This is a genomic window from Limibacter armeniacum (genome assembly GCF_036880985.1).
GTDB classification, from domain to species: domain Bacteria; phylum Bacteroidota; class Bacteroidia; order Cytophagales; family Flammeovirgaceae; genus Limibacter; species Limibacter armeniacum.
This window is the reverse complement of sequence record NZ_JBAJNO010000009.1, coordinates 1,384,233-1,406,794: the sequence shown is the minus strand read 5'-3', so window position 1 is coordinate 1,406,794 and position 22,562 is coordinate 1,384,233. Positions and strand designations below refer to the sequence as shown.

General features: G+C 39.9%; 25 protein-coding genes. 9 read left to right on the top strand and 16 right to left on the bottom strand.

What is annotated here, in order from left to right; translation table 11 throughout:
* Positions 1-43: 43 nt before the first annotated feature.
* From V6R21_RS23545 to V6R21_RS23530, 4 genes are read left to right on the top strand one after another with little or no spacing between them, the layout of a single operon-like run.
* The gene (locus V6R21_RS23545) at positions 44-523 is read left to right on the top strand and encodes a DUF4381 domain-containing protein (RefSeq protein ID WP_334245987.1); all 480 of its coding nucleotides are present in this window, start codon (positions 44-46) and stop codon (positions 521-523) included.
* On the top strand, positions 513-1,496 hold the full coding sequence (locus V6R21_RS23540; protein ID WP_334245986.1) for a VWA domain-containing protein: 984 nt from the start codon (positions 513-515) through the stop codon (positions 1,494-1,496). The genes V6R21_RS23545 and V6R21_RS23540 overlap by 11 nt, the downstream gene beginning before the upstream one ends.
* Positions 1,497-1,529: 33 nt before the next feature.
* A complete protein-coding gene (locus tag V6R21_RS23535) occupies positions 1,530-3,206 on the top strand; it encodes a VWA domain-containing protein (protein WP_334245985.1) in 1,677 nt (558 codons plus the stop codon).
* Positions 3,200-4,549 carry a BatD family protein gene (locus V6R21_RS23530; protein ID WP_334245984.1) on the top strand — a complete coding sequence of 450 codons (1,350 nt, stop codon included), beginning with the start codon at positions 3,200-3,202 and terminating at the stop codon, positions 4,547-4,549. The genes V6R21_RS23535 and V6R21_RS23530 overlap by 7 nt, the downstream gene beginning before the upstream one ends.
* Positions 4,550-4,584: 35 nt before the next feature.
* Here the strand turns inward: V6R21_RS23530 and V6R21_RS23525 are convergent, their stop codons facing one another.
* Positions 4,585-5,562 carry a bile acid:sodium symporter family protein gene (locus tag V6R21_RS23525; RefSeq protein WP_334245983.1) on the bottom strand — a complete coding sequence of 326 codons (978 nt, stop codon included), beginning with the start codon at positions 5,560-5,562 and terminating at the stop codon, positions 4,585-4,587.
* Between the two features lie 568 nt (positions 5,563-6,130).
* Between V6R21_RS23525 and V6R21_RS23520 the strand changes: the two genes are divergently transcribed.
* The 5 genes from V6R21_RS23520 to V6R21_RS23500 all read left to right on the top strand — a co-directional run bounded on the left by V6R21_RS23520 (position 6,131) and on the right by V6R21_RS23500 (position 11,830).
* A complete protein-coding gene (locus V6R21_RS23520; protein ID WP_334245982.1) occupies positions 6,131-6,772 on the top strand; it encodes a DUF4136 domain-containing protein in 642 nt (213 codons plus the stop codon).
* Between the two features lie 15 nt (positions 6,773-6,787).
* Positions 6,788-7,378 carry an OmpW family protein gene (locus V6R21_RS23515; protein WP_334245981.1) on the top strand — a complete coding sequence of 197 codons (591 nt, stop codon included), beginning with the start codon at positions 6,788-6,790 and terminating at the stop codon, positions 7,376-7,378.
* A gap of 131 nt (positions 7,379-7,509) precedes the next feature.
* A complete protein-coding gene (locus tag V6R21_RS23510) occupies positions 7,510-9,468 on the top strand; it encodes an aconitate hydratase (RefSeq protein ID WP_334245980.1) in 1,959 nt (652 codons plus the stop codon).
* A gap of 391 nt (positions 9,469-9,859) precedes the next feature.
* Positions 9,860-11,380 carry an aldehyde dehydrogenase family protein gene (locus tag V6R21_RS23505; RefSeq protein ID WP_334245979.1) on the top strand — a complete coding sequence of 507 codons (1,521 nt, stop codon included), beginning with the start codon at positions 9,860-9,862 and terminating at the stop codon, positions 11,378-11,380.
* Between the two features lie 66 nt (positions 11,381-11,446).
* A complete protein-coding gene (locus tag V6R21_RS23500; protein ID WP_334245978.1) occupies positions 11,447-11,830 on the top strand; it encodes a DUF779 domain-containing protein in 384 nt (127 codons plus the stop codon).
* Between the two features lie 135 nt (positions 11,831-11,965).
* Here V6R21_RS23500 and V6R21_RS23495 read toward each other — a convergent pair whose 3' ends face one another.
* The 15 genes from V6R21_RS23495 to V6R21_RS23425 all read right to left on the bottom strand — a co-directional run bounded on the left by V6R21_RS23495 (position 11,966) and on the right by V6R21_RS23425 (position 22,396).
* Positions 11,966-12,778 (bottom strand): sterol desaturase family protein, encoded by an 813-nt coding sequence (locus V6R21_RS23495; protein ID WP_334245977.1) that lies wholly within the window; start codon positions 12,776-12,778, stop codon positions 11,966-11,968.
* Positions 12,779-13,132: a DUF2147 domain-containing protein gene (locus V6R21_RS23490; RefSeq protein WP_334245976.1), complete on the bottom strand. Its 354-nt coding sequence runs from the start codon at positions 13,130-13,132 to the stop codon at positions 12,779-12,781.
* An 82-nt stretch (positions 13,133-13,214) separates the two neighbouring features.
* Positions 13,215-13,760: a Crp/Fnr family transcriptional regulator gene (locus V6R21_RS23485; RefSeq protein WP_334245975.1), complete on the bottom strand. Its 546-nt coding sequence runs from the start codon at positions 13,758-13,760 to the stop codon at positions 13,215-13,217.
* A gap of 255 nt (positions 13,761-14,015) precedes the next feature.
* Positions 14,016-14,516 carry a hypothetical protein gene (locus V6R21_RS23480; protein WP_334245974.1) on the bottom strand — a complete coding sequence of 167 codons (501 nt, stop codon included), beginning with the start codon at positions 14,514-14,516 and terminating at the stop codon, positions 14,016-14,018.
* Positions 14,517-15,229: 713 nt separating this feature from the next.
* On the bottom strand, positions 15,230-16,003 hold the full coding sequence (locus V6R21_RS23475) for a YwqG family protein (protein ID WP_334245973.1): 774 nt from the start codon (positions 16,001-16,003) through the stop codon (positions 15,230-15,232).
* Between the two features lie 95 nt (positions 16,004-16,098).
* Positions 16,099-16,374: a hypothetical protein gene (locus V6R21_RS23470; protein ID WP_334245972.1), complete on the bottom strand. Its 276-nt coding sequence runs from the start codon at positions 16,372-16,374 to the stop codon at positions 16,099-16,101.
* Between the two features lie 163 nt (positions 16,375-16,537).
* On the bottom strand, positions 16,538-16,942 hold the full coding sequence (locus V6R21_RS23465; protein WP_334245971.1) for a hypothetical protein: 405 nt from the start codon (positions 16,940-16,942) through the stop codon (positions 16,538-16,540).
* 97 nt (positions 16,943-17,039) lie between these two features.
* Positions 17,040-17,186, bottom strand: coding sequence for a hypothetical protein (locus tag V6R21_RS23460; RefSeq protein WP_334245970.1), 147 nt, complete (start codon positions 17,184-17,186; stop codon positions 17,040-17,042).
* Between the two features lie 169 nt (positions 17,187-17,355).
* Positions 17,356-18,186: a hypothetical protein gene (locus tag V6R21_RS23455; protein WP_334245969.1), complete on the bottom strand. Its 831-nt coding sequence runs from the start codon at positions 18,184-18,186 to the stop codon at positions 17,356-17,358.
* 331 nt (positions 18,187-18,517) lie between these two features.
* Positions 18,518-19,048, bottom strand: a complete 531-nt coding sequence (locus tag V6R21_RS23450) for an ankyrin repeat domain-containing protein (RefSeq protein WP_334245968.1) — start codon at positions 19,046-19,048, stop codon at positions 18,518-18,520.
* Between the two features lies 1 nt (position 19,049).
* Positions 19,050-19,637 carry a DUF6940 family protein gene (locus tag V6R21_RS23445; protein WP_334245967.1) on the bottom strand — a complete coding sequence of 196 codons (588 nt, stop codon included), beginning with the start codon at positions 19,635-19,637 and terminating at the stop codon, positions 19,050-19,052.
* 169 nt (positions 19,638-19,806) lie between these two features.
* Positions 19,807-20,238, bottom strand: coding sequence for a hypothetical protein (locus V6R21_RS23440; protein ID WP_334245966.1), 432 nt, complete (start codon positions 20,236-20,238; stop codon positions 19,807-19,809).
* 120 nt (positions 20,239-20,358) lie between these two features.
* On the bottom strand, positions 20,359-21,048 hold the full coding sequence (locus V6R21_RS23435) for a hypothetical protein (protein WP_334245965.1): 690 nt from the start codon (positions 21,046-21,048) through the stop codon (positions 20,359-20,361).
* A gap of 233 nt (positions 21,049-21,281) precedes the next feature.
* A complete protein-coding gene (locus V6R21_RS23430) occupies positions 21,282-21,857 on the bottom strand; it encodes a hypothetical protein (RefSeq protein WP_334245964.1) in 576 nt (191 codons plus the stop codon).
* A gap of 77 nt (positions 21,858-21,934) precedes the next feature.
* Positions 21,935-22,396, bottom strand: coding sequence for a hypothetical protein (locus V6R21_RS23425; protein ID WP_334245963.1), 462 nt, complete (start codon positions 22,394-22,396; stop codon positions 21,935-21,937).
* Positions 22,397-22,562 lie beyond the last annotated feature (166 nt).

Below are 22,562 nucleotides of genomic sequence, written 5' to 3'. Positions count from 1 at the left end.
GTCGAAATAAAGTATGCATAAGCCTCTAACTACAATGTAATTGATGCAACAGGACCCAATCCAAATAGGCGAACTGATAGAACCAACTCCAATCGGGTTTAGCTTTGGTGCACCCGGTTGGTATGTCTTATTGGGATTGATATTCTTGATTGGGAGCTTGGTGGCATTAAGGATTTGGTTGCAATACAAAAGGAACCAGTACAGAAGGGATGCCCTAAAGCATCTAAAGTTGATGACAACGACTTATTACGTTCCAACCCAATCCAATCAGCTTGCTTTTGAAACAGTGATGTTGCTGAAACGGATAACAGCAGGTTTATACGGAAGAAGAAAAGTAGCAGCCTTACGAGGAACGCAATGGACTGAGCTGCTGAACAAAACCTGTAAGGAGGTTTCCTTTACCCCTGAAGATGCTGCCATGTTGGACGAGATACTTTACCGACCTGATACTGTCAGTATTCAGGGATGGGTACCCACCTTTGTTCAGAAATCTAAAATATGGATCAGAAAGCATGAGGTTTGAATTTGCATACCTGTGGGTATTTTACCTGTTGCCATTGCCCTTACTGTTTTATTGGCTACTTCCGCCGCTGAAACAAAGGAGGTCAGCATTGGTGGTGCCTTTCTTTGAAAGGATAAATGTGCTGTTGGGAGAAAAGCCAAGAAAGGCGGCATGGGTCAGCAGACGTAACCTGATGGGGTGGATATCCCTTTCATTGATTTGGCTACTACTGTTGGGTGCAATGGCTTCTCCACAGCTGGTAGGGAAGCCGGAGCAGAAGATCAAGACAGCACGCAACTTTATGGTAGCTGCGGATATCTCGAAAAGCATGGATGAGAGAGACTGGATCGTTGGGGGAAAGCGTGTCTCAAGGTGGGAGGCTGTAAAGGAAGTGATGGGCGACTTTATGGAAACTCGTGAGAGTGATAAAGTAGGCCTGATCCTGTTCGGGAGCAACGCTTACCTACAAGCACCGCTTACTGCTGACTTGGGTACCATTAAGTGGCTCCTGAATGAGTCAGAAGTAGGGATGGCAGGACAGATGACTTATATAGGTGATGCTATTGCTTATGGACTCAACATACTCAAGAAGGATTCACTAGAGCAGAAGGTGATGTTGTTGCTGACGGACGGTTCAGATAGTGGTCAGGGAATTACCCCTGAAGATGCTGCTCAGCTAGCCAAAGAAGATAGTGTAACGATCTATACCTTGGGTATTGGTGATCCAAACCAGAAAGGACAGGAACTGGATGAACCCACCCTCAAGCGGGTGGCTGAAATTACAGGCGGTCAGTATTTCCGTGCGATGGATGAGCATCAACTCAAGCAGGTTTATACCATCTTGAATGAACTGGAGCCTGTAGAGTATGAGGAGGAGGCTTACAAGCCTGTGACATTACTGTACAAGTATCCATTGGCTGCTGCGATTGGTGTGGCGTTATGCTTTTTGCTTTTAAGGGTATTGACAAGATTACTTTTTCATAAGGAATCGTGAGGTAACCACTTGTTGAGATAGGAATGATAAACAATGGATGAATTCCACTTTATAAGGAAAGAATGGCTTTGGGCGATGATACCCCTGTTATTCCTTACGGTGCTGACTTTTTTCAGCTTCAGGGAACGAAACAGGTGGCAGCACCTTATTGCGGCATCTCTTCGCCCTTATATGATCAGAAAAGGGAACCGCTTTGCATCATTAGGTCCTTTACTAACTTTCCTTTTGGGAGGAATCCTGATGGTATTAGCATTGGCAGGACCCTCATGGCAGAAAAAGAAGGTGCCCGGAGCAAAGACGGAGGCTGTACTGCTCATTGGTTTAGACCTTTCTAGTTCTATGCTGGTGGACGATTTGCAACCGAACAGGCTTGAACGGGCAAAGTTCAAGATTCAGGACCTGCTGGATGAAAACCCTGTGGCGAGAACAGGATTATTCGCCTTTGCAGGAACCTCACACACTGTAGTGCCCTTTACCTCAGATTACAGCATTGTCAAGCATTACATCGAGACTTTGGAACCCCGTATCATGCCGGTACAGGGCAGAAACTTTGAGATATTGATGCAGGTAGTGGATACATTGATGCAGGACCTGGAAGCGCCTAGTACGTTATTGTTGCTGACAGATGAGCTTTCCGCCGATGAGTCGTCACAGTTACAGGATTTTGTAGGCAATACACCGCATAGTGTGGATATCCTGTTGATGGCTACCGCCAATGGCGGTAAAGTGCCAGGGCTTGGCAGAGGAAAGACCGTTGTAGCCAAACCTGATATGGAAGTGATAAACGGACTGTCAGGAAATGAGAAGATAAGGCTTCACCAGTTGACGCTGGACAGTACGGATGTCAGGCAGATTGCCAAACGGGTAAGGAAGAACCTGACCTTTCAGCAGTCCGACAAGGAGCAAGAGGAATGGGAAGATATGGGGTTGTGGTTTCTGGTTCCAGTCTTACTGATTGTACTGTTCTGGTTTAGGAGAGGATGGGTGTTGCAATCACTATTACCAATATTATTTATACTTGGTGGATGCAGTGCTGAAAGTCCTCAGGCAGACTGGTGGTACACAGCTGATTATCAAGGTCAGTTATTGTATCAGGAAGGGAAGTTTGAAGAAGCAGCCGAAAAGTTTGAGGACTTGTCGCATCAAGCAGCAGCTTATTACAAGGCAGGTAACTATGAGGCAGCAGCAGCATTGTATGCGATGGATTCATCAGCCAATGGTGATTATAACAGAGGGCTTGCTTTGGCTAAGTTAGGCAGGTATAACGAAGCGATGGAGGCATTTGATCAAGCTGAGGAAAAAGACCCTGCACTTTCTCAAGCTGCTACCAGTAAGCAGCAGTTGGAAAAGGCAATGATTCAAATGGATTCCATTGCTCGATTTGATCAGAAAAAAGGAGCCAAGAAAGAAGGGAGCTTGAAAGAAAGAAAACCTGAAAGTCCCGATGAAGAATTGACATCAGATACGCAGACAGATGAGCTTCCTAAGGATGGGGAGCGTGCCACTGACGAGCAGGAAACAGGTATCAGGAAAGTGAAAGAGATGGAAGATCAGGATATGGTAAAGGATATTGAGGCTGAGCCATCGGGAGGACAGCAGCTTTTGATCCAAAAAGCACCGGCTGATCCGGCGGGGTTTCTTCAGAAAAGGTTCCGCTTGCAGCAGAAGCGGTATTTCAAGGATGTCAAACAACCGAAAGAGCAATGGTAAGGTTTCTCATCATATTGGTTATGGTACTGGCATCATGGAGTCAGGTAAAGGCGCAGGCTTTTGCAACAGCCTACGCTTATCCGAAGTCAGTGTACCAGCAACAGCCTTTTCGGGTAAAGGTAACCGTCTATACCGCTACGTGGTTTACAGCTCCATTAGAGTTCGAAAACCTGCAAATACCCAATGCCTTTATCTTGCCTTTTGAGCGTACGGTAAGTGGTATGCACAACATCAATGGAAAGCAATATGCGGGGTTGGAGTTTTTCTATATCGTATTCCCTTACGAACCCGGAGACTATCAGGTGCCACCTATTAGCATTAAAGCAGAAACACCACCCGAAGGAAGCAGTACATCAAGAACTGTTACGGTAAAGACCAAACCGATTTCTTTCAAGGTAAAGGAGGTGCCTAAAGACTTGAAGAAGGAAAACTGGATGGTAGCCAATAATGTCTTTATCAGTGAGAAGTGGAATAAGCCACTGGACAACTTGAAAGTCGGAGATGTATTGGAAAGAGCCATTACCATTTCAGGTAGGGGAACGTTGCCTGCTTTTATCCCTGAAGTTGCCATGCAAAAAGTGGACTGGGCAAGCATTTATCCCAAATCTCCCCAATTGCTTGACCGCCGTGATGATCAGAATGCCAACGGTATCAGAATCGAGACAGCCAGTTACCTGCTGGAAAAGGAAGGGACATTTGAGTTGCCACCTGAAAAGGTGAGCTGGTGGAATCCTTATACCAAAAAGATTTCCTCCAAGCAGACACCTCCTAGAGAGGTTAAGGTGGCAGCCAATCCGAATCTGGGTGTGTTGGCTACCATGCAGGATAGTTTATCCAATGCAACAGATGACAGTGAGGAGATGAAACAAGGGAAAACGATTCTGGGGTTACCTTGGTGGGAAGTGGCGTTGTTGCTGTTGTTCGGACTGTTGTTGCTTTATTATTTTTTCAGGCTGTTGAAAGCCATTTATACCGTCTTCAAGGTTGGTAAAGCAGAATACAGGCAAAGCGAGGCTTTCTACTTTGACAGACTTCAGTATGTGAAACATAAGACTGCAGATGCCTTTTTCAAAGACTTCTACCAGTGGTGGGACAGGTTCAGGTTAGAGAATAAGAAAGCATCCTTTAGGCATACACCTGTCATAAAATCAGAAGAGGTTCAGACCTACTGGGAGCGAAATGAAAAGATATTTGCCAACGATAGCAAAGGCCCTATCGGAGATCAAGAAGGTTTTATGAGAGAAATAAAAACACTACGAACACTGGGAATGAATAAGTCTAGCAAAAGTAGTTTGCTGAATCACCAGCAGGAATGGAGGATAAAAAATAAAGGCGAGGAGTAACAACTGTTTACGCCTCGCCTTTTTATTTATAAAAACTAGCTAACGATTGTAGCTAGCTTAGAAGTAAGTCGCTTGTGATTGGCCCATGTCCATGCGATGGTCAGCCCTGAGATAATATGCCAGATACCCCACCATGCTGTAATACAAGCCATCCCTCCAGTAGGAAGGTCAACAGGGAAGATTTCAGGGTTGAAAAGCAGTACCAGTCCAAGTCCTGAGTTTTGAATACCTGTTTCGATTGTAACCGTACGGCGGTCAGCACTTGGTAGTCTGAAAATGGTACTTACTGAGAATCCAGAAATCAAAGCCAAACCATTGTGAAGCAATACGATGATAAACAGGTAGTGGACATACTGCATAAAGTAACTGAAGTTGTTCTTGAGGGCAATAACAACAATAGCAGCAAAAATAACGACAGACAGTTTCTTGATAGGACCTACGAGTTTCTCTGTGATATTGGGAAACTTATAGGCTACCACTAATCCTGTCAGAAGTGGAAGACCAAGAATAAGGAATACGGTTTCAAAAACTTCAAACGGGTCTATTTCCAGTGGTCTTACCAAGACCTCAGCCTGATTACTTTCAATAAAGCTGATATATAGCTGTCCCCAGAAAGAAAAGTTGATTGGGGTGAAGAATATAGCACCCACCGTTGCAATTCCTGTTAACCCTACTGAAAGGGCAACATTCCCTTTTGCCATATTGGTAATAAAGTTGGAAATGTTACCTCCCGGGCATGAAGCAACCAACAGCATACCCAAGGCAATCGAAGGAGTGATAAAATCCTTCAGCAATAAGGTAAGCAGAAAAGTAAGCGCCGGAAGTACCAAGAACTGTGAGAATACGCCTGTCAGGATAGATTTAGGCTGTTCAATTAACGACCGAAAATGTGCCGGTTTGATTTCTAAGGCAACTCCAAACATCACTATGGATAGTGCGATATTGAGTAACGTAAGTCCTTCTGGGGAAAAGTTCAGTCGTAAGTTGTCTAATAGTCTTAATGACTCTAACATAATGTGGTATAGGTTTATATCATGCTTAGCCTACGGCCAGCAGAAATGTCTAAATCAGATGAGGCATTCTAAATGCCCTTTATTTAATAGGAGAGGTGATCAGGTGGCTGTCAATGCAACAAGCAGTGATCAAGTAGAACACTCTTTCTTTTGGAGTGTAATGTTTACTTTACTTACCTCCCTGATTTACTGTCTTTTTTAATATTCTAGTTTCACAAAATTATAAAAAATATAAGATATTATATAAATAATCCTTTATCATTTTACTCTTGCTATTGGTTTGTAACGCATAGAACAGTATGAAAAGAAGGTTTGTCAAGGGTAGCTGTAGGATGTAATAGTCATATTGAAAAAATGCTCATTCACTTATTAATGCTTACTTATTCGATACTTTTTGCTATGACCAAGGTTTTGGTAGTTGGATATCCCTTGTAGAATAGAAAGAGAAAAGCATGTAAGTTTTTTTGAAATTTCTTATTTTAAATAATTGAAAGCGCATCTAATAACATTGAGTAGTCAATGGATCGATGATGGCTTTTATCAACTGACTTCAACAAAATACTATGCTATGAAAAAAAACTGCTTACTGCTTTTTATGTGTCTAATGGCGCTTTGCGGTTGCTACCCTGAAGGTCCTGATTATGTGGATGAACTGGATGTGGTACTCACCAACCGGCAGCCTGATTTTGATACACTGACAGCGATGACTTATTCGATGCCTAATGAGGTGGTCATTATTGACGATGATGATTTTACAGATTTCGATGATGACAATGAGCCCGAATTTGTGGACGAACCATATCGTTCTGCTATCCTAAATACAGTTCGTGACAATATGGAGAACTATGGGTGGCAAGAAGTTAGTCTTGAACAGAGAGCGGATGTGGTATTACTAGTTTCAGTTTCCCAGACCACTAACGTATTTTACTATTATGATTGGTATTATTGGAACTGGTACTTTGGAGGTTACTACAACCCTTGGGGATGGTATTATCCGGGGTATTATTACCCATCAGTGTCTAGTTACCGTACAGGATCGGTGTTTATCCAGTTGACTGAACCAAACAATCAAACAGCCGATGACCGAGCACCAGTTGTTTGGTCGGGCGTCCTCAACGGCTTACTGGAAGGAAGCAATACCAACATTACCAACAGGATTGAAGAAGGCGTCAATAAAGCGTTTGACCAGTCTCCTTATTTGCAACGCTAAACCATACTGATGAATATGAAAAAGATCTTGATATGCCTGCTGGGAATATTGGCTTTTGCTTTTCATGAGGCCAACGCACAGCGATACAATGCGATACAATACTCCATTGCTTTTCCCTCCGGTGACCTCAATGACTATATAGGAGAAGTTAGCTTTAGAGGTGTGCAGTACGATTACCGTGCTTTGGTAAACCCCAATGTAAGTGTTGGGTTCTCGGTAGCATGGAATGTGTTTTATGACGAAAACAGTGACCCTATCGAGAATGGAACACTAGTGATTTCTGGTAAGCAATTTCGTTACACCAATAGTGTCCCTATCTATTTTACGGCTGACTACTTTCAGAATACAGATTCGGATGTAAGACCCTTTGTAGGAATTGGAGTGGGAACCGTCTATACAGAAAGAAAGACGGAATTGGGGATTTACCAGAACACTTGTGACGCATGGCAGTTTGCCATTGCCCCTGAGGTGGGAGTAATGTATGATTACAGTGACTTCTCAGGATTGATTCTTTCAGCCCGATACAATGCAGCCTTTAAAGGCGATGGACTGGATGGGCAGCCTTATTTCTCCGTCAATGTAGGGTTTGTTTTTACCTCTCCATAACATACCATAAGATGTTGTGATCTAGCCGTCCTTTTGAACCAAAGGGGCGGCTTTCTTTTTATACTCATAGGGATAGGCGTGATACGAAGTGACTTTTCTCAACAGAACGATAAGACAAAATATTTTACTCTATGAACCCGCTTACAGTAACTCATAAACTGATTAAGACACACTTGCTCTCTGGTGAAATGAAACCCGGAACAGAGATAGGACTCAAGATTGACCACGTATTGCAGCAAGATGCCACCGGAACGTTGGTGATGCTAGAACTGGAGGCATTTGGCTTGGATAAGACCAAGGCTGAATGTGCTGTACAGTATGTTGACCACAACTTGCTCCAGACAGACTTCAAGAATGCGGACGACCATCTCTTTCTTCAATCGGCAGCGCATAAATTTGGCTACTGGTATAGCCGTGCAGGAAATGGCATCAGCCATGCTGTACATATGGAAAGTTTTGGCATGCCGGGTAAGACATTGTTAGGTTCAGACAGCCATACCTGTGCGGGTGGAGGTTTAGGCATGCTGGCAATTGGTACAGGAGGGTTAGATGTAGCATTGGCATCTGCCGGAGAACCTTATTATGTCAAGATGCCCAAGGTGATGGGGATAGAGTTGAAAGGACAATTGCCTGATTGGGTAAGTGCCAAGGACATTGTACTGGAAATGCTCAGGCGATATGATGTTAAAGGAGGACGGGGATTTATATTGGAGTATTATGGGGAAGGGCTTAAGCACCTTTCTGCTTGGGACCGTCATGTGATCGCCAATATGGGTACTGAGTTGGGAGCAACCTCCACAGTTTTTCCATCTGATGAAATAACAAAGGCATTTATGGAAAGGGAAGGCAGAGTCCATGAATGGGTAGCCTTGAAAGCAGATATAGGAGCACAATATGACGCCCATGAAACAATAGAACTGGATAAGTTGGTACCGTTAATTGCTTGCCCGAGCAGTCCGGGAAATGTGGTGACCGTGGAGGAGGTAGAAGGAAAAGAAGTGAATCAGGTCGTGATAGGTTCTTCAGCCAATCCGGGGTTGCGTGACTTCTGGATTGTAGCTGAAATAATGAAAGGAAAGACGGCTTATCCTGAGGTGTCGTTTGATGTAAACCCAAGCACCCGACAAGTATTGCTGAGGTTGACAGAGATGAAAGGGCTGGGGCCACTATTGCAGGGTGGTGCCCGAATCCACCAGTCAGGGTGTATGGGATGCATCGGGATGGGACAAGCACCGGCATCAGGAAGTATCAGCCTGAGAACGATGCCAAGAAACTTTCCGGGGAGGTCGGGTACATTGGATGATCAGGTATACCTGTGTAGTCCCGAAACAGCTGTGGCAGCAGCCTTGACAGGAAAGATCACAGACCCAAGAAAGCTGGAAGACCTGTACAGTATGAAATACCCACAATTCAAGGAAGCAGACCATTATAAAACGAGCAAGGAATTATTGGAAGCACCTCCAAGCAATGGGAATGGAAAACTGGTAAAAGGTCCAAATATCAAGTCATTGCCTGAGTTTGAGGCTTTGCCCGATTCATTTGCCTCACCAGTATTGCTGAAAATGGGTGACAATATTTCCACAGATGAAATCCTGAAGGCAGGCGCAGAAGTATTGCCGCTAAGAAGCAATATTCCTGAGATTAGTAAATACACCTATTGTGTCATTGACCCGCAGTTTTATAACAGGGCAAAGGAAGCGACCCAACAGCATGGTGGTTTTGTAGTGGTAGCAGGTGAGAACTATGCACAAGGTTCTAGCCGTGAGCATGCCGCATTGACCCCACGTTATTTGGGACAGCAAGCGGTATTAGCAAAAAGCTACGCCCGTATAGGTTGGCAAAACCTGATCAACTTTGGAATCCTTCCCTTGGAGTTTAAGACCCCAACAGATTATGACAAGATTGAACAGGGTGATATACTCGAAATGGATCATATTATTGAATCTGTAAAGGGTGGTAAGGAGTTGGAAGTTCGTATCAAAGGAAAAAATATTGCCATACCAGTGACTTACAGTATCAGCGAAAGACAACGGGATATGTTGTTGGCAGGCGGAGCCATTAACTATATTAAGAACAATAGAAAGAAGTGATTACTGTCTAATCAGGAAGCAAAGCCTTGTGGAGCAATTTGCAAGGCTTTGCTTTTATAGATACAGTATGGTATTTCTATAGGTTATATCATATAACAATTTATAGACAATTGGAGGGTGTTGCATCCACTTCATTATATCAAATTGATATATAGATATTTTTATAATACAATATATCTTGAATTTTTATAATGTAATTATTACGTTTATACTATAACGATTAACCAAAATTGTATTGGAATAGGAAAGTTATGTGGCTGATGGGAATATTACATATCTCAGAGGCATGAAAGAGCTACTTTCCCCAATTGATATCACATACTGACCATTCCTTATACATTCTTCGCTTCAGTTAACTCAAGTATTTACTTAATTAAACCAAGCAACACACATGGAATCAACAATGAAAAAAACGATGGTGGAGCGTCCTAAATTCAAGGAAAGCTACGGCAACTTTATTGGCGGTGAGTTCGTCGATCCGGTAAAGGGACAGTGGTTTGAAAACACTTCTCCAATTGACGGTTCGTTGATCGCTAAGATGGCTCGTTCCACTGCTGAAGACATTGAAAAAGCACTCGATGCAGCACACAAGGCGAAGAAAGACTGGATGAAAACTTCTGCAACAGAACGCAGCAACATGCTCTTGAAAATCGCCGACATCATGGAGGAGAATCTAGAGTATCTGGCTGCGGTGGACACTGTAGACAACGGTAAGCCAATCCGTGAGACAGTCAATGCAGATATTCCGCTTTGTATTGACCACTTCCGCTACTTTGCGGGCGTGATCAGGGCAGAGGAAGGGTCTGTATCTGAACTGGATGCGAATACAGTGTCCATGAACATCAAGGAGCCAATTGGTGTGGTAGCACAGATTATCCCTTGGAACTTCCCACTGCTGATGGCTACATGGAAGATTGCGCCTGCATTGGCTGCGGGTAACTGTACCATAGTAAAACCAGCAGAACAGACGCCAACCAGTATAATGGTACTGATGGAGTTGATCAAGGATGTATTGCCTGCCGGTGTACTGAACATCGTAACAGGTTTTGGACCGGAAGCAGGTAAGCCATTGGCACAGTCGAAGCGAGTAGGCAAGGTAGCCTTTACGGGTGAAACCACTACAGGTCGTCTGATTATGCAGTACGCTTCTGAAAACCTGAACCCGGTAACGATGGAGTTGGGCGGTAAGTCACCGAACATCTTTATGAAAAACGTGATGGATAAGGACGATGAGTTCCTGCAAAAATGTATTGAAGGCGCCGTGATGTTTGCCTTTAACCAAGGTGAGGTTTGTACTTGCCCATCCCGTATTCTGGTACATGAAGACATTGCCGATGCCTTTATGCAAAAGGTGGTGGAAAGCGTGAAGAAAATCAAGGTTGGTCATCCACTCGATAAGGAGACCATGCTTGGTGCTCAGGCTTCCAACGACCAGTACGAAAAGATTCTGTCTTACCTGAAGATCGGTAAGGAAGAAGGCGCAGAAGTGCTGACTGGTGGCAATGCCTGCAAGATGAATAGCGGATTGGAGAAAGGCTATTACATAGAGCCAACCATCTTCAAGGGCAACAACAAGATGCGGGTATTCCAGGAAGAAATCTTCGGTCCGGTAGTATCAGTGACTACGTTTAAGACAGAAGAGGAAGCATTGGAAATTGCCAACGACACCCTGTATGGATTAGGTGCAGGCTTATGGACAAGGGATATGCACGAAGCTTATAACATCGCCCGCAATATTGAGGCAGGTCGTGTATGGGTCAACAACTACCATGCATATCCGGCACACGCGCCATTTGGCGGTTACAAGAAATCAGGCTTCGGTCGTGAGAACCATCTGATGATGCTCGATCACTACCGCAGAAACAAGAATATCCTGATCTCTTACGACAAGAATAAGTTAGGTTTTTATTAGAAGATAGAAACAAGAAGCTAGACTTATCTAGATTCTAGGCTCCAGCTTCTTGTCTCTTTTTAAAAAATGGAAAAAGCAACACGGGTCGCCCTGACACCAGAGGCGGCAGAAGTAATAGAAGAACTAAGGGACCAGCATGGGGAGTTGATGTTTCACCAGAGTGGCGGTTGCTGCGATGGTTCATCGCCCATGTGTTTCCCTAAAGGAGAATTCAAGTTGGGTAGTAGTGACGTTTGGATAGGCAATATCTACGGTTGTGATTTCTATATGTCAAGCGACCAATTTGAATACTGGAAACATACACACCTGACCGTTGGAATAACAGAGGGCAGGGGTGCCAGCTTTTCCCTTGAAATCCCGATGGGTGTCCGGTTTATTATTCACTCAAGGCTCTTTACCGAAGAGGAAAGCCAAAACCTGGAAGAGGTAAGACCTGCGGAAGAGACTTGATATAGTAGATTGGAGACATTAGACATAAGAATCCCCCATTAGCGAGTGCTGATGGGGGATTTTAATTTTAGGTACTAATCGGATCAGTTAACGGTCACGGTATACTATTGCGATTATAAACTGTTAAGTACAATTTTAATTTGAGTCAATATCTTTGATCCTGTTTTTTTCTCTTTTCCAATTTCCTTTAAAATATTCAATTAAAGGTAAGAAGTTTATTTTGAGTGGATTGTTGCTGTAAAATCCGGTGGTAACACCGTAAACCACTTTCTCTTCTTCAGGTTGGTAGGTTCCGAAAATTCTATCGAAAACAATGAGAATAGCGCCATAATTTTTATCGATATACTTTTTATTCGATCCATGATGCACACGATGAGCCGAAGGAGTATTGAAAAAAACACCTTCTAAAAAGCCAAGTTTTTTAATGGCTTCAGTATGCAGGAAGTATTGAAAAAACAAGCCGATAGCCAAACAGGTGATAATTATTTTTGACGAAAACCCAACCAATACAAAAGGAATGTAAAATAGCGGACTCACAAAATTACCCATCCAATTGATTCGCAGGGCAGTAGTTAAATTCATCTTCATGGCCGAATGGTGTGTATGGTGCAATGTCCAAAGTAGGGGCACTTCGTGACTTAGTCGGTGGTGCCAATAATAGCCAAATTCTGTTACAAAAAATGTGAGTATAACAGTGAAAACATTAGTAGGTATATCAAAAAAATGAAACGATTCTATCCAACCCAAAACCATATACTTATAAGCCAAAGAGAGGGGACGAGCCAATTGATTACCAATAAAAACACCCAGGTTCCCAAGGCTTTCATTGTAGTTAAATACTTGAATATGTTTCCGATTGGCCCAAATCACTTCAATTACTGCCGCAATTAAAATGATGCCGAAGAAATACCATTTTATAGAGTCCATAACCTTTAAAGATGATTCCATTTAGTTTATTTTTTTCCAATTCAAGGTTTTCTTTTGCCAGCCTGCTGAAATGTTTATTGTTAAGATTCCATCCTTTGGGATTAAAACCACATCTACCCAACGGTCTTTTTTGATGATATATATTTTGCCTTTATACATTTCACCGCCTCGCTTAACGTGCTTGATTATCAGCTTTCCGGCCGTGGCTTGGCTGTTGTCCGAGGAAGCAATGATTCCCTCAAATTCACTACCCACGGATTTAATTTCAATCGTGGTGTTTTCTTTTCCGGTGTCCCATTTTCCAAGGATAGAAGCTTGGGCATATGAAACAACAGAAGCGAATAAAAGACCGAATAATAAAACTAAATTCTTCATTGCTGACGACATTATCTTTTGGACAAAATAAAGTAGGATGCTAAGAAAATGTCATTAACAAAAGATAATAAATGTCGAAGGGTTACTTCCTTTTTCCTGCAATACGGCTCCGGATTCTGCTTAAAGAAACCGGTGTGATGCCCAAAACATTGGCAATGTATTTATCCGGTACGCGGTTAATGATATTTGGATGATCCTTAATGTACTGCCGGTAACGTTCTTCCGGAGATAAAAAAACAAAGGAATCTAACCTTTGAAAGGCTTGTTTGAGGATTTGTCTTCCAACCCCTCCTCGGTTGGTGCCCAAAACATCAGGATAGGAAGCGGTCAATTCCTGAAATGATTGGAGGTCGGTGTAATACACTTTGGTTTTTTCAAAGGCTTCGTAGAAGAATTTGGAAGAATCATTAAACAAAATGGCGTGTACGTTACCAAAAATTTGATTTTCGGGAAATAACTGAAAGGTGATTTCTTCTCCTTTCTCGTTGATTAAATAACTACGCACCAATCCTTTTCTGATGAAAAAAACAACCTTGTTGGAGTCGCCTTCATTTAGGATTATTTCTCCTTTTTTAAAGTTTTTTACTCCTAGGTTTCTGAGAAGCGCAAAAAGAATTTTTATGTTCATCCGGATTTATGGGCTTTGGATTTGTAGCAATTATGCCTAATGCTTGGCTATATAGCCTGTTGAGGACGTAAGATAGTAGATATTAGACTGTAGAGATAAAAGTTTGATATGAAAAATCCCCCATTAGCGAGTGCTGATGGGGGATTCTATTTTTAGAAATCCTCATGAGTTAAAAACTAAAATATAGTCCTTCGACTCCACTCAGGAACCAAAAAAGAGGTGGCTGAGCGAAGCCGAAGCCAAGAATATAAAAGATCAGTTGGCGGTTACGGTGCGCTTCAGAAACTTGAAAGTACCCTGAATACCTGTGCCACCAGCTTCTAGCCAATCAAGCACTGCATAGCCTCTTTCTTCTGCGCTATCAGCCAAGGCACTGGCGCCTGCCGCCGTCAGCTCGTTGAGTAACTGTTGTCTGATACCTGCTTTGGTAAGCTTTTCTTCCAACACATCGATACGGTCTGTCAGGGTTCGTAATTCTTTCTGACGAAGGGCAATAATCTCAGGGTCACCGTCTGTTTCTGCTTGGGTAAGGGCAGACTGTGCACTAGGCAGCTGACGTTGGATTAAACTCAGCTCTTCCGCATCTTTTTCAGCAGAATAAGAGCGACTGATACGTGACTTCTCAAAAGAGGACTCCTTGTCCTGATTGTCGTGGTAAAGGATGGACAGGGCATTTAAGCCCTCTACGACTGCTTCTGCATCGGGGAAGCGCTGAGGAAACTCCTCATTTGGAAAGCTGGTCTTATAGATTTCCATAGTTGATAAATAGGTTAAATGATTAATAAAGAAACTATAATCCTAAGATAGGGAGGTAGAAGGGGACTTGCTGTGGGCAGAAAAGTAGGAAATTACATACGTAAGAAATAAGGAAGGATAGCAACTGGGTAGTTGCTAACAGTACCTTTGCTCTAATAGGGGATAATAGGTATAGTGTTCGAGTTGTGTAGTACTATCACTCGCGATACAACTTAACTCGATTCAGAAGTTGTTATTTTATTTTTTTTGGTGGAGGAAATACATATCCAACTAAAGCTCTAAGTATGATAGCTAATTGAATAGTTCTTTTTTGTATTAAGCATATGCTCTAGCTACCTATTAAGCAGAGGTATAATTGAAATCGGAAGTTTTAAACTCATCGATGGTTTATAGGTTCAACTCCTTTGGGGTTGGATAAATGTAATTTACTTATATCTCAGGCTTACGCCGAAGGCTACTATTGTTCAATCCCTTCGGGATTATTTTTTCATACAGCAAACACCGTTTCCAAAGGAAAGAAACCATATTAGCTCCAGATGACAATCTGGATTTTACAGCAATCAATATATCATAACCCTGAAAGGGTTGAACAGGATAACATCATTTAGTACCTCATAATATGAGAAAGAATTAGAGTAGGAAATCTCTATTCCAATTGAATAATTGCTTAAAAGTAAAAAGCTACCCACTGGCACAAGGTGCTGTGACTAAAGCTAATAACAATCATATTCTATTACAGAATTAGAGAAGTCAATGTCGTATAAGTCATTCTTATTGATTAAGATTCTGAAAATACCACAATCTCCAAACATGATTTTCTCTGATGATTCTATTTGAAGAAATTGAATGTAATTTGAAATGTGATCTTTATAACTTCTTGGATCTTCTTGTATAAAGTTACTATAACCTCCGATTTTGTTGCCTTTTGTGTTAAAGTATTGGTCTTTGGTCTCCCAGTCTATTTTATCTAACTCTTCCTTAAGCTCTTTATATGAATAACTATTAAATAAATTGATGAATGTTGAATCTGTGAAGTTACCCTTGTCTTTAGTTATAGAGAATGATAATTGATGTACACCTCTAATGAAGAAGTAGTTGAAATATTTTAATTTTTTTAACTTATCAAGGAATGAGAAATCGGTTATTGATTCGTAGAATACCTCTTCGTCATCGTGAAATATTACTTTATACTCACCATACTCTTCTACAGATGAGAAAACCTGAATGATACCGTCATCTGGGAAATTTTTAAGATTTGGAATTTCCAATAAGTTCAATTGGGCTATTAATAACATTGGATTTCCTTTGCTATCATAAGGGTATTCTTTTTCAATTGGGAAAAATGGTAGCCCGCCAAATTTGTTCTCTTTTATTTCTAGTGGGTCTTCTAAAGGAGATTTACTTACAGTTTCTGCATCAACTTTTATATAATCTTTTTCGAGTGATTTGATTTTTTCTGCATATTTCTCAAAAACTAAATTACTCATATGTAGGTGTTTTATATTTTGAAAGTAGAATGTTGTTGAGTTTGACGGTTGTCTATAAAACGTGTCGGTATGATTTATATATCTTGTTGCATATCCTAAGTTTTTATTCTCAAATGTCTAATAAAAAGATCTTCAAGACCTTTTAAGTCAACTTGGTCAAAGTCACCTGCAGGCGTATAAGGATGACCATTGTTGTCTTGAGGTGGATTCTCCAGCGCAACGTAAAAAACATTGTCAGTCTTACCGTAGCTTGAGAAGTAGATTAAATTTTTTTCTGAAAAGTCCGTCAGTCCGATTGAATGTAAGTCAGCGTCCCAATGGTCTTTAATTTTGAATTTGTCAGTCCCAAATTTATCGGCAAAGTATTTCACCGTCAACTTGATTGTCTTGTCCTTATTTAAGTCTTAATAATTCGTATCTACTCTGTCCTAAACTATGGTGATAAATGGCCAGATATGGCACGTGCCTCTGGGATTTTTAAATTATCGGTTTTGCACTTCAGGTTCATGTATCTCAGTAGAGGTATGTGCTATATTATTTCTTGTGTGGAGTTCCTTTGTTCCACTTTGTTAATTCAAGATGTAGGACAGAGGCTTTCTCCATCAGTATTTTCCAATTAGAATCGTCTAGTAGCTCATCTATGCTGTCTTCAGGGATTAGCTCATCGACCTCATCAAAGAATTTGTTAAAGTCCTCAAGTTTCAAAAGTTCGAAATGAGCAAATGCATAACGAAATATTACAGAGTTAATATCATAAAGATCATCAAACCACATGCAAACCATTTCAGTAATAGCAGTTTGATCTCCAACTTGGTTTGCGTACTCTCTTTGTTGTTCAGCACTGCTGTAGAGCAGCAGAAGTTCCATTGTACTTGATCGAATGTTGTTACTAATTTCTTTTTCTTTCTCTGTAAGGTGTTTTTTGGGCTGTTCATTCATTGATAAGTGGGCTCTATTTTTAATTTGGGTATTTCTTTATTGCAGAAGTTAGGTCGTTAGCTAGTTATATCAAGTACTCCCTTTATTCAGTGAATCTTCACGAGTCTCTAGATTGAATTTCTTTGTTGATTTCCGATTTTTCAACTTGTCGTTCTGATTTCCAGAAGATGCGCTTGTAGTCCTTACGAAGGTGCTTAGTCCACTCAGTTACTACCGTTAATTGTCCTTTCTTTTTTGTTGCCATTTTTTTGGGGAGTTATGTCGTACAACGTTTACTGTATGTTTTCGTGGCTGAATTCAAGGTAGTAAAATTTCGATTTACCACGTAGTCAATCTTGCAGATTGACGGGATTTCCACGAAGAACCAAAGCCTCGAAAACTACTAACCAGCCATGAAATATACAGCGTGTTACCTACTTTTTTTCCTTTAGTTTCCAATTATCATTAATCAGTTCGTTGCTTCGCTCGATAAAATATTTAGCCGCTACTTCATGACTATTATCATAATTTGTATTCGGTTCATGCAATACTTCCTCTTCACTTTGATCAGAATTTTTGATGCTTGTGACATTATTATTAATAGTGAGTTCTATATGTTCATGATCTCGTTCAAATATCCAATTGATAGTTTTATTTGCACGTTTGATATTTCTATTGGTTCGTGCAAAAATTTCTTCGGGGGCTAACTTTCTATTAAATGCAGTTCCATCAATTCGTTTGTCAAACCATTCGTTGTGGAAAGAGGAGATGTTGTCAAATAAGAAATCATTGAAGTAGAACATTCTTATACTATTATTCTCAACTGTGCAAGTGGGAATTCCTGATCTGCTTCCGTCACATTCTTGCCATAGAAATGAAATCCAAGTGTAGAAGAGTCTATCCAATAGCTCGTAATAGATGTCTAATTCTTCATCTTCAATTTCATTGACATTTGAGAAGTTAATTTTACCGTGAAAATCTTCAATAAACAGCATGAAGTCATCATCTATATCATGGTCTTCTAAAGCTGGTGAAAGAGAAAATATTCCAATATCCTTCCAGAATTCTAAATGAGTAGTTTGTGAGTCATCTCTTCTAATATTTTTAAGATTTTCGTATTGATATTTCTCTACTATCTCTTTAAGCTTTGAAGAGGTTGAATCACTAATGCTTGACCAATAATTACAAATGTCCTCAACTTTTAGAATCAGGTCTTCTGAATAGTCATTCGTGGATGCCAATCTCTGTATAATTTTCTCAAACATCTGATTAGTTATTGTAGGTAACACCAAGCTATCGTTAGTTCAAGCTTGATCCTTCTCAATATATTACTAATCCAAGATTTAATAAATTGATAGCGCATGTTATAAGCTGTTTTACAGCGTTTCTTTGGCAAGGCACAGTGGGTGTGAAAGTAAAACGGATACCGTAGGGAAGTTCTGCTCCTTCAGTTTTGTTATTCGATCCGACTTTTCTTTACGCTAGGAGAGAGTATTAAAGGATGGAGTTTGAGGCTGTGGCTAAACTATCGGCCGTTTCTCCAATGTACAAGCCGGCACGAAACATGCGACTAGCTATTACATATACGGCTTTTTTTTATGCTTTTTTTAAGAATTCAACCACTTCAGTTTCATTTTGCCTTTCAGCAGTATCAATTGGTAGTTCGTCTCGATAGTTCTTTAGGTTCGTATTTGCACCATTTTTTACTAACAGTTTGACTGTTTCTAAATGTCCAGCGAAAGAAGCACTGTGCAAGGGAGAGTAAAGTTGAGGATCAGTTTGCACGTTAATATCGGCTCCTTTTTGAATTAACAACTCAACTGTTCTTTTATGTCCATTCATTGCGCAGGCATGAATAGGATAGAAGTTATTAATTCTGCTTAGGTTCGGCGTTTCTGAAATCGGTTCAGAAAGAATAAGCTCGGCAATTTCTGATCGTCCTTCTGAGCAAGCAATGTGAAGAGCTGAAAACTCATCAGGGTTACTGTTTAGTTTGATTTGTTCAGGAGTATATTGTTTTATACAGTTCTTAAAAGAATCGATATCGTTGTCATAAATGGCTTTCATAACAACTTCCTCAGGAACTGGTTCCTTGTCTGTTTTAAACAGACGTTTGAAAATACTCATGTTAGAAGGTTTTAAATGGTTCGAAACGATAATACTTAGGTCTTTTGTCAATTCGTACATGTAACCAGTGAACTCCCAAACCAGCAGTGCTCAACCAAATCGGTTGGTCATTAAGTTCGTTTGAGTAAGCCGTTCCGACGGTTTTCCAAAAGTCGTCAATTTCCTGTTCTTTCGCTGTTCGTAGGAAGGAAGCAAAATGTGCGTAGTTGCATTCAGTGTTGATGTTGTTCGGAACAATTAGTTGAGCGTCACCTTTGAGGTTCTTAAATGAAAGTGTGGTTTGTTCGTCGTTAAAGTACTCTTTGAATGGTTCAGAATCCATTGTGATTTCACTAATTCGTCTGCCATAAACAGTAGCGAATTCGAATTCTTGTTCGATCGTTCCTTTGGTGCAGGGTTTAACCTCCCAAAAGAACCCATCGAATTCTGATTTCTTAAGTGTGTTCGTTAGTTCTGTTCTGAAAGAAGAAGAGTTGATTAACAAATCAATAACCACGTTAAATGATAAGGTTTGTTTTTCTTGTTCGACCTTGTAAGTTACAGCTCGAATCGAATCTGTATCGTATTTCTTAAAAGTGAATTCGGGCATTTGAAAATTTATAAAGCATAACGACTCATCTAAAAAGCGTTTTGAAGAACCTACGTTCCGTCTACTAAATAGCTACAACCTTAATTAATTTTTCAATTTGTGGCGGGCTAGCTAAAACACCAACCTACCAATTTAACCACTAAGGCTATGCTTTTTTAGCTTGATTTCATTATTTAAAGCAATCAATTAATTTTCTGAATATTTCTTGACTAAACCCTTCTTTATCAATCTCTTCAGGGGTGACTAATGTATATTGCCATGCATCATTTAAAAGTATTTGAGATTCATAAGGTTCTACATTAGAATTTACTTCTTCGATTATGTTAACTTTTAAATCTATATGCTTTTTTCTTACAGCAATAAAATAAATACAACCTTGTTTGTTTATTCTTGAATTAAAACCATATTCATCATGTTCAGTAAGCATATTTTCGTCCTTTGAATAAAATCTTTCATGCTTTTCTATATTCTCATTAGAATTATGAAACACATTTTTATCAACAATATAGCTTGTCCAATATTCTCTTATATGCCCTTCAAATTCTTCTATAATATTATTGAAAGGAATATTTGAATAAAAAACGTTATCAATCCCTGTCATTTTTAGTTTATATTTAATTCAAGCTAACACCTAGGCTATAGTGCGTTTGTTTCGGCAAAGGTCGAGTCGACCGCAACACTGCGTGGCAAATGCACCTATAGCCGATGTTAGACTCTTTTTTTATTTTGATTCAATCCTAAATAAAGACTCTTCAATTTTCATATTAGCTTCATAAACTTCGGTTACAAAACGGAGCTGATGTATCCCTACCTCCATTACTGCTACAGTCGGAATAAGTACTTTATTAAACTCTTTATAATGCGTATAGTAAGTCGAAGTTCTTGTTTCTAAATCTCTAGACAAGTATAGAAGTCCACTATCAACGTTATAATAATTGATTCGTTTATTACCGTGTGGATCTGTTAACTCGACTTCATAATAACCTAATTTGTATGGTTTTTCTCCTGCATTATGAATCTTATACCCTTGTTCGATAAAGTACAATTCAGGAAAAAGTAATGTTTCTTCTTTTAGACCCCTTAAAGTAGTCTCGTCCATTTCTTTTTCTTCTCCATTCTTTATAGCCTTACCAATCCCATTATTACAAATATTTATAGTGGTGTCATTCTCTTCACAAATCTCTATACGGATGTAGTTGGGGAATTTACGATAACTATACATTGTAGAATTCACACCAAGCGATTCGCTCCCCCCTTTTGTTATCATTCGAACAGACTTTATCTTTTTTAGTCTTTTCTCTCCTCCTATTGCTTCAATAAATTTATTGATTATTTCTTCTCCTGTTGGTTCGCTCTGTGCTAGTATTTGAAGAGGTAAAAACAAAAAGAGTAATGGTGAAAAATATTTCATTAGTGTTTAGTTTGGATGATTAATTGAGCCTAACGCCTCCAGTATGTGGAGTAGCGTAAATTTATTGTAAAAAAGTTTCGGTTTACTAAGTAGGCAAATTAGGCAAATCTACGATTTGCCGTATTTAATTTTGTCCCGAGAAATACGTCAAAGCGTAGATTTGACGGGGCGTACAAGTAGTACAACAGCTACGAAACATGCTACGAGCTATTACATCATACTGCTTGTTGTGCTTATTTTTCTTTTATATAATACTCTTGATCAAACTTCATTTCTAGATCATCAAAATTATCTAGAAAGATCGCAGAATACCCTTGATCTAAGAGAGATTTAATAACCTCTAATGTTATAGTAGCTCCCATTGGATCTTGTCCTACTAAATCAAAAATAATATTTTTGGTTAAAGATAATTTTGAAACAATCGATAACCATTTTCTTTGATTACCAGGAAGAGTTACAACCTTAGTTTTAGGACTTGTATAATCTAATCCAGAAAATAATTTTAAATCTTCAAAATTAGCTTGTCCATTCTGTTTCAGATATCGTTCTATGGTTAGTGGGCAAAAATATTCTTTAAACCCATGAGGATAAACATGTTCTGCAAATGCAATTTTTTGAAATAGCTTTATATGAGGGTTTGGAATTATACCCATCAATATTTTGGTAAGCTCGTCTTCTAATGGAAAAAAGTGAGAACCTCCATATAAACATAAACGAATTATTTCCCCTTCATTAAGTTTAAAAGAGGGAATTATAAAATCTCCTATTTCAAATCCTTCATTAGATAAAATCATATCATACTTAAGCATAACGTTCCGGCTAAAAAGTCGTGCAGCGGTTAGGTTGGTTGGGTATGCATTTTAGCCATTGTTGTGGTGTCGTTTTTTTATTTTTTTAATTCATTTACTATTTCAATAAATTCATCATATGAGTCTGCTGGTGGGTTTTCATAGTGAATGTATCCATTTTCCGTTTTAAAATATTTCTTCATTTCCTTTAAGCATTCATCTTCATTTTCGGTGTTTAAGTTTCCACTCATGTCAGCGTTCCTTGATATTCCGAAAATCATGCCCCCATCCTTTGTGTAGAATATCATTCCATGCTTATTGAGATTCTCCTCATCTTTATTTCTCCAGTAAATACTTTGAGAATATTCAGGATTAGATTCAAGGAAAATCATTAAATCCTCAGCATTATCAAATTCACTAATCGGATCATCTGAATATTGAGGAATGAGATACTCATCTGCACTTTCTTCTCTTAATGGAAGGAAATGGTTCAAAAAATCAATTCCTAATTTTTTTGATCTCGACTTTTGGATCACATATATGTCTGCTAAATATCCCATTCTTTAATGCACCACAATACCAAGCTATCGTTAGTTCAAGCTTGAATCAGCGTAAGGTGGTTTTTATCCTTTTATTGCGTTAGCTTTTCTGCAAACGCTGACAGGTTATCAGCTTTTTTCACCTGCCTTCCGCTTTCTGAAAACAGGTTTTCTCAAGGCTTCAGGC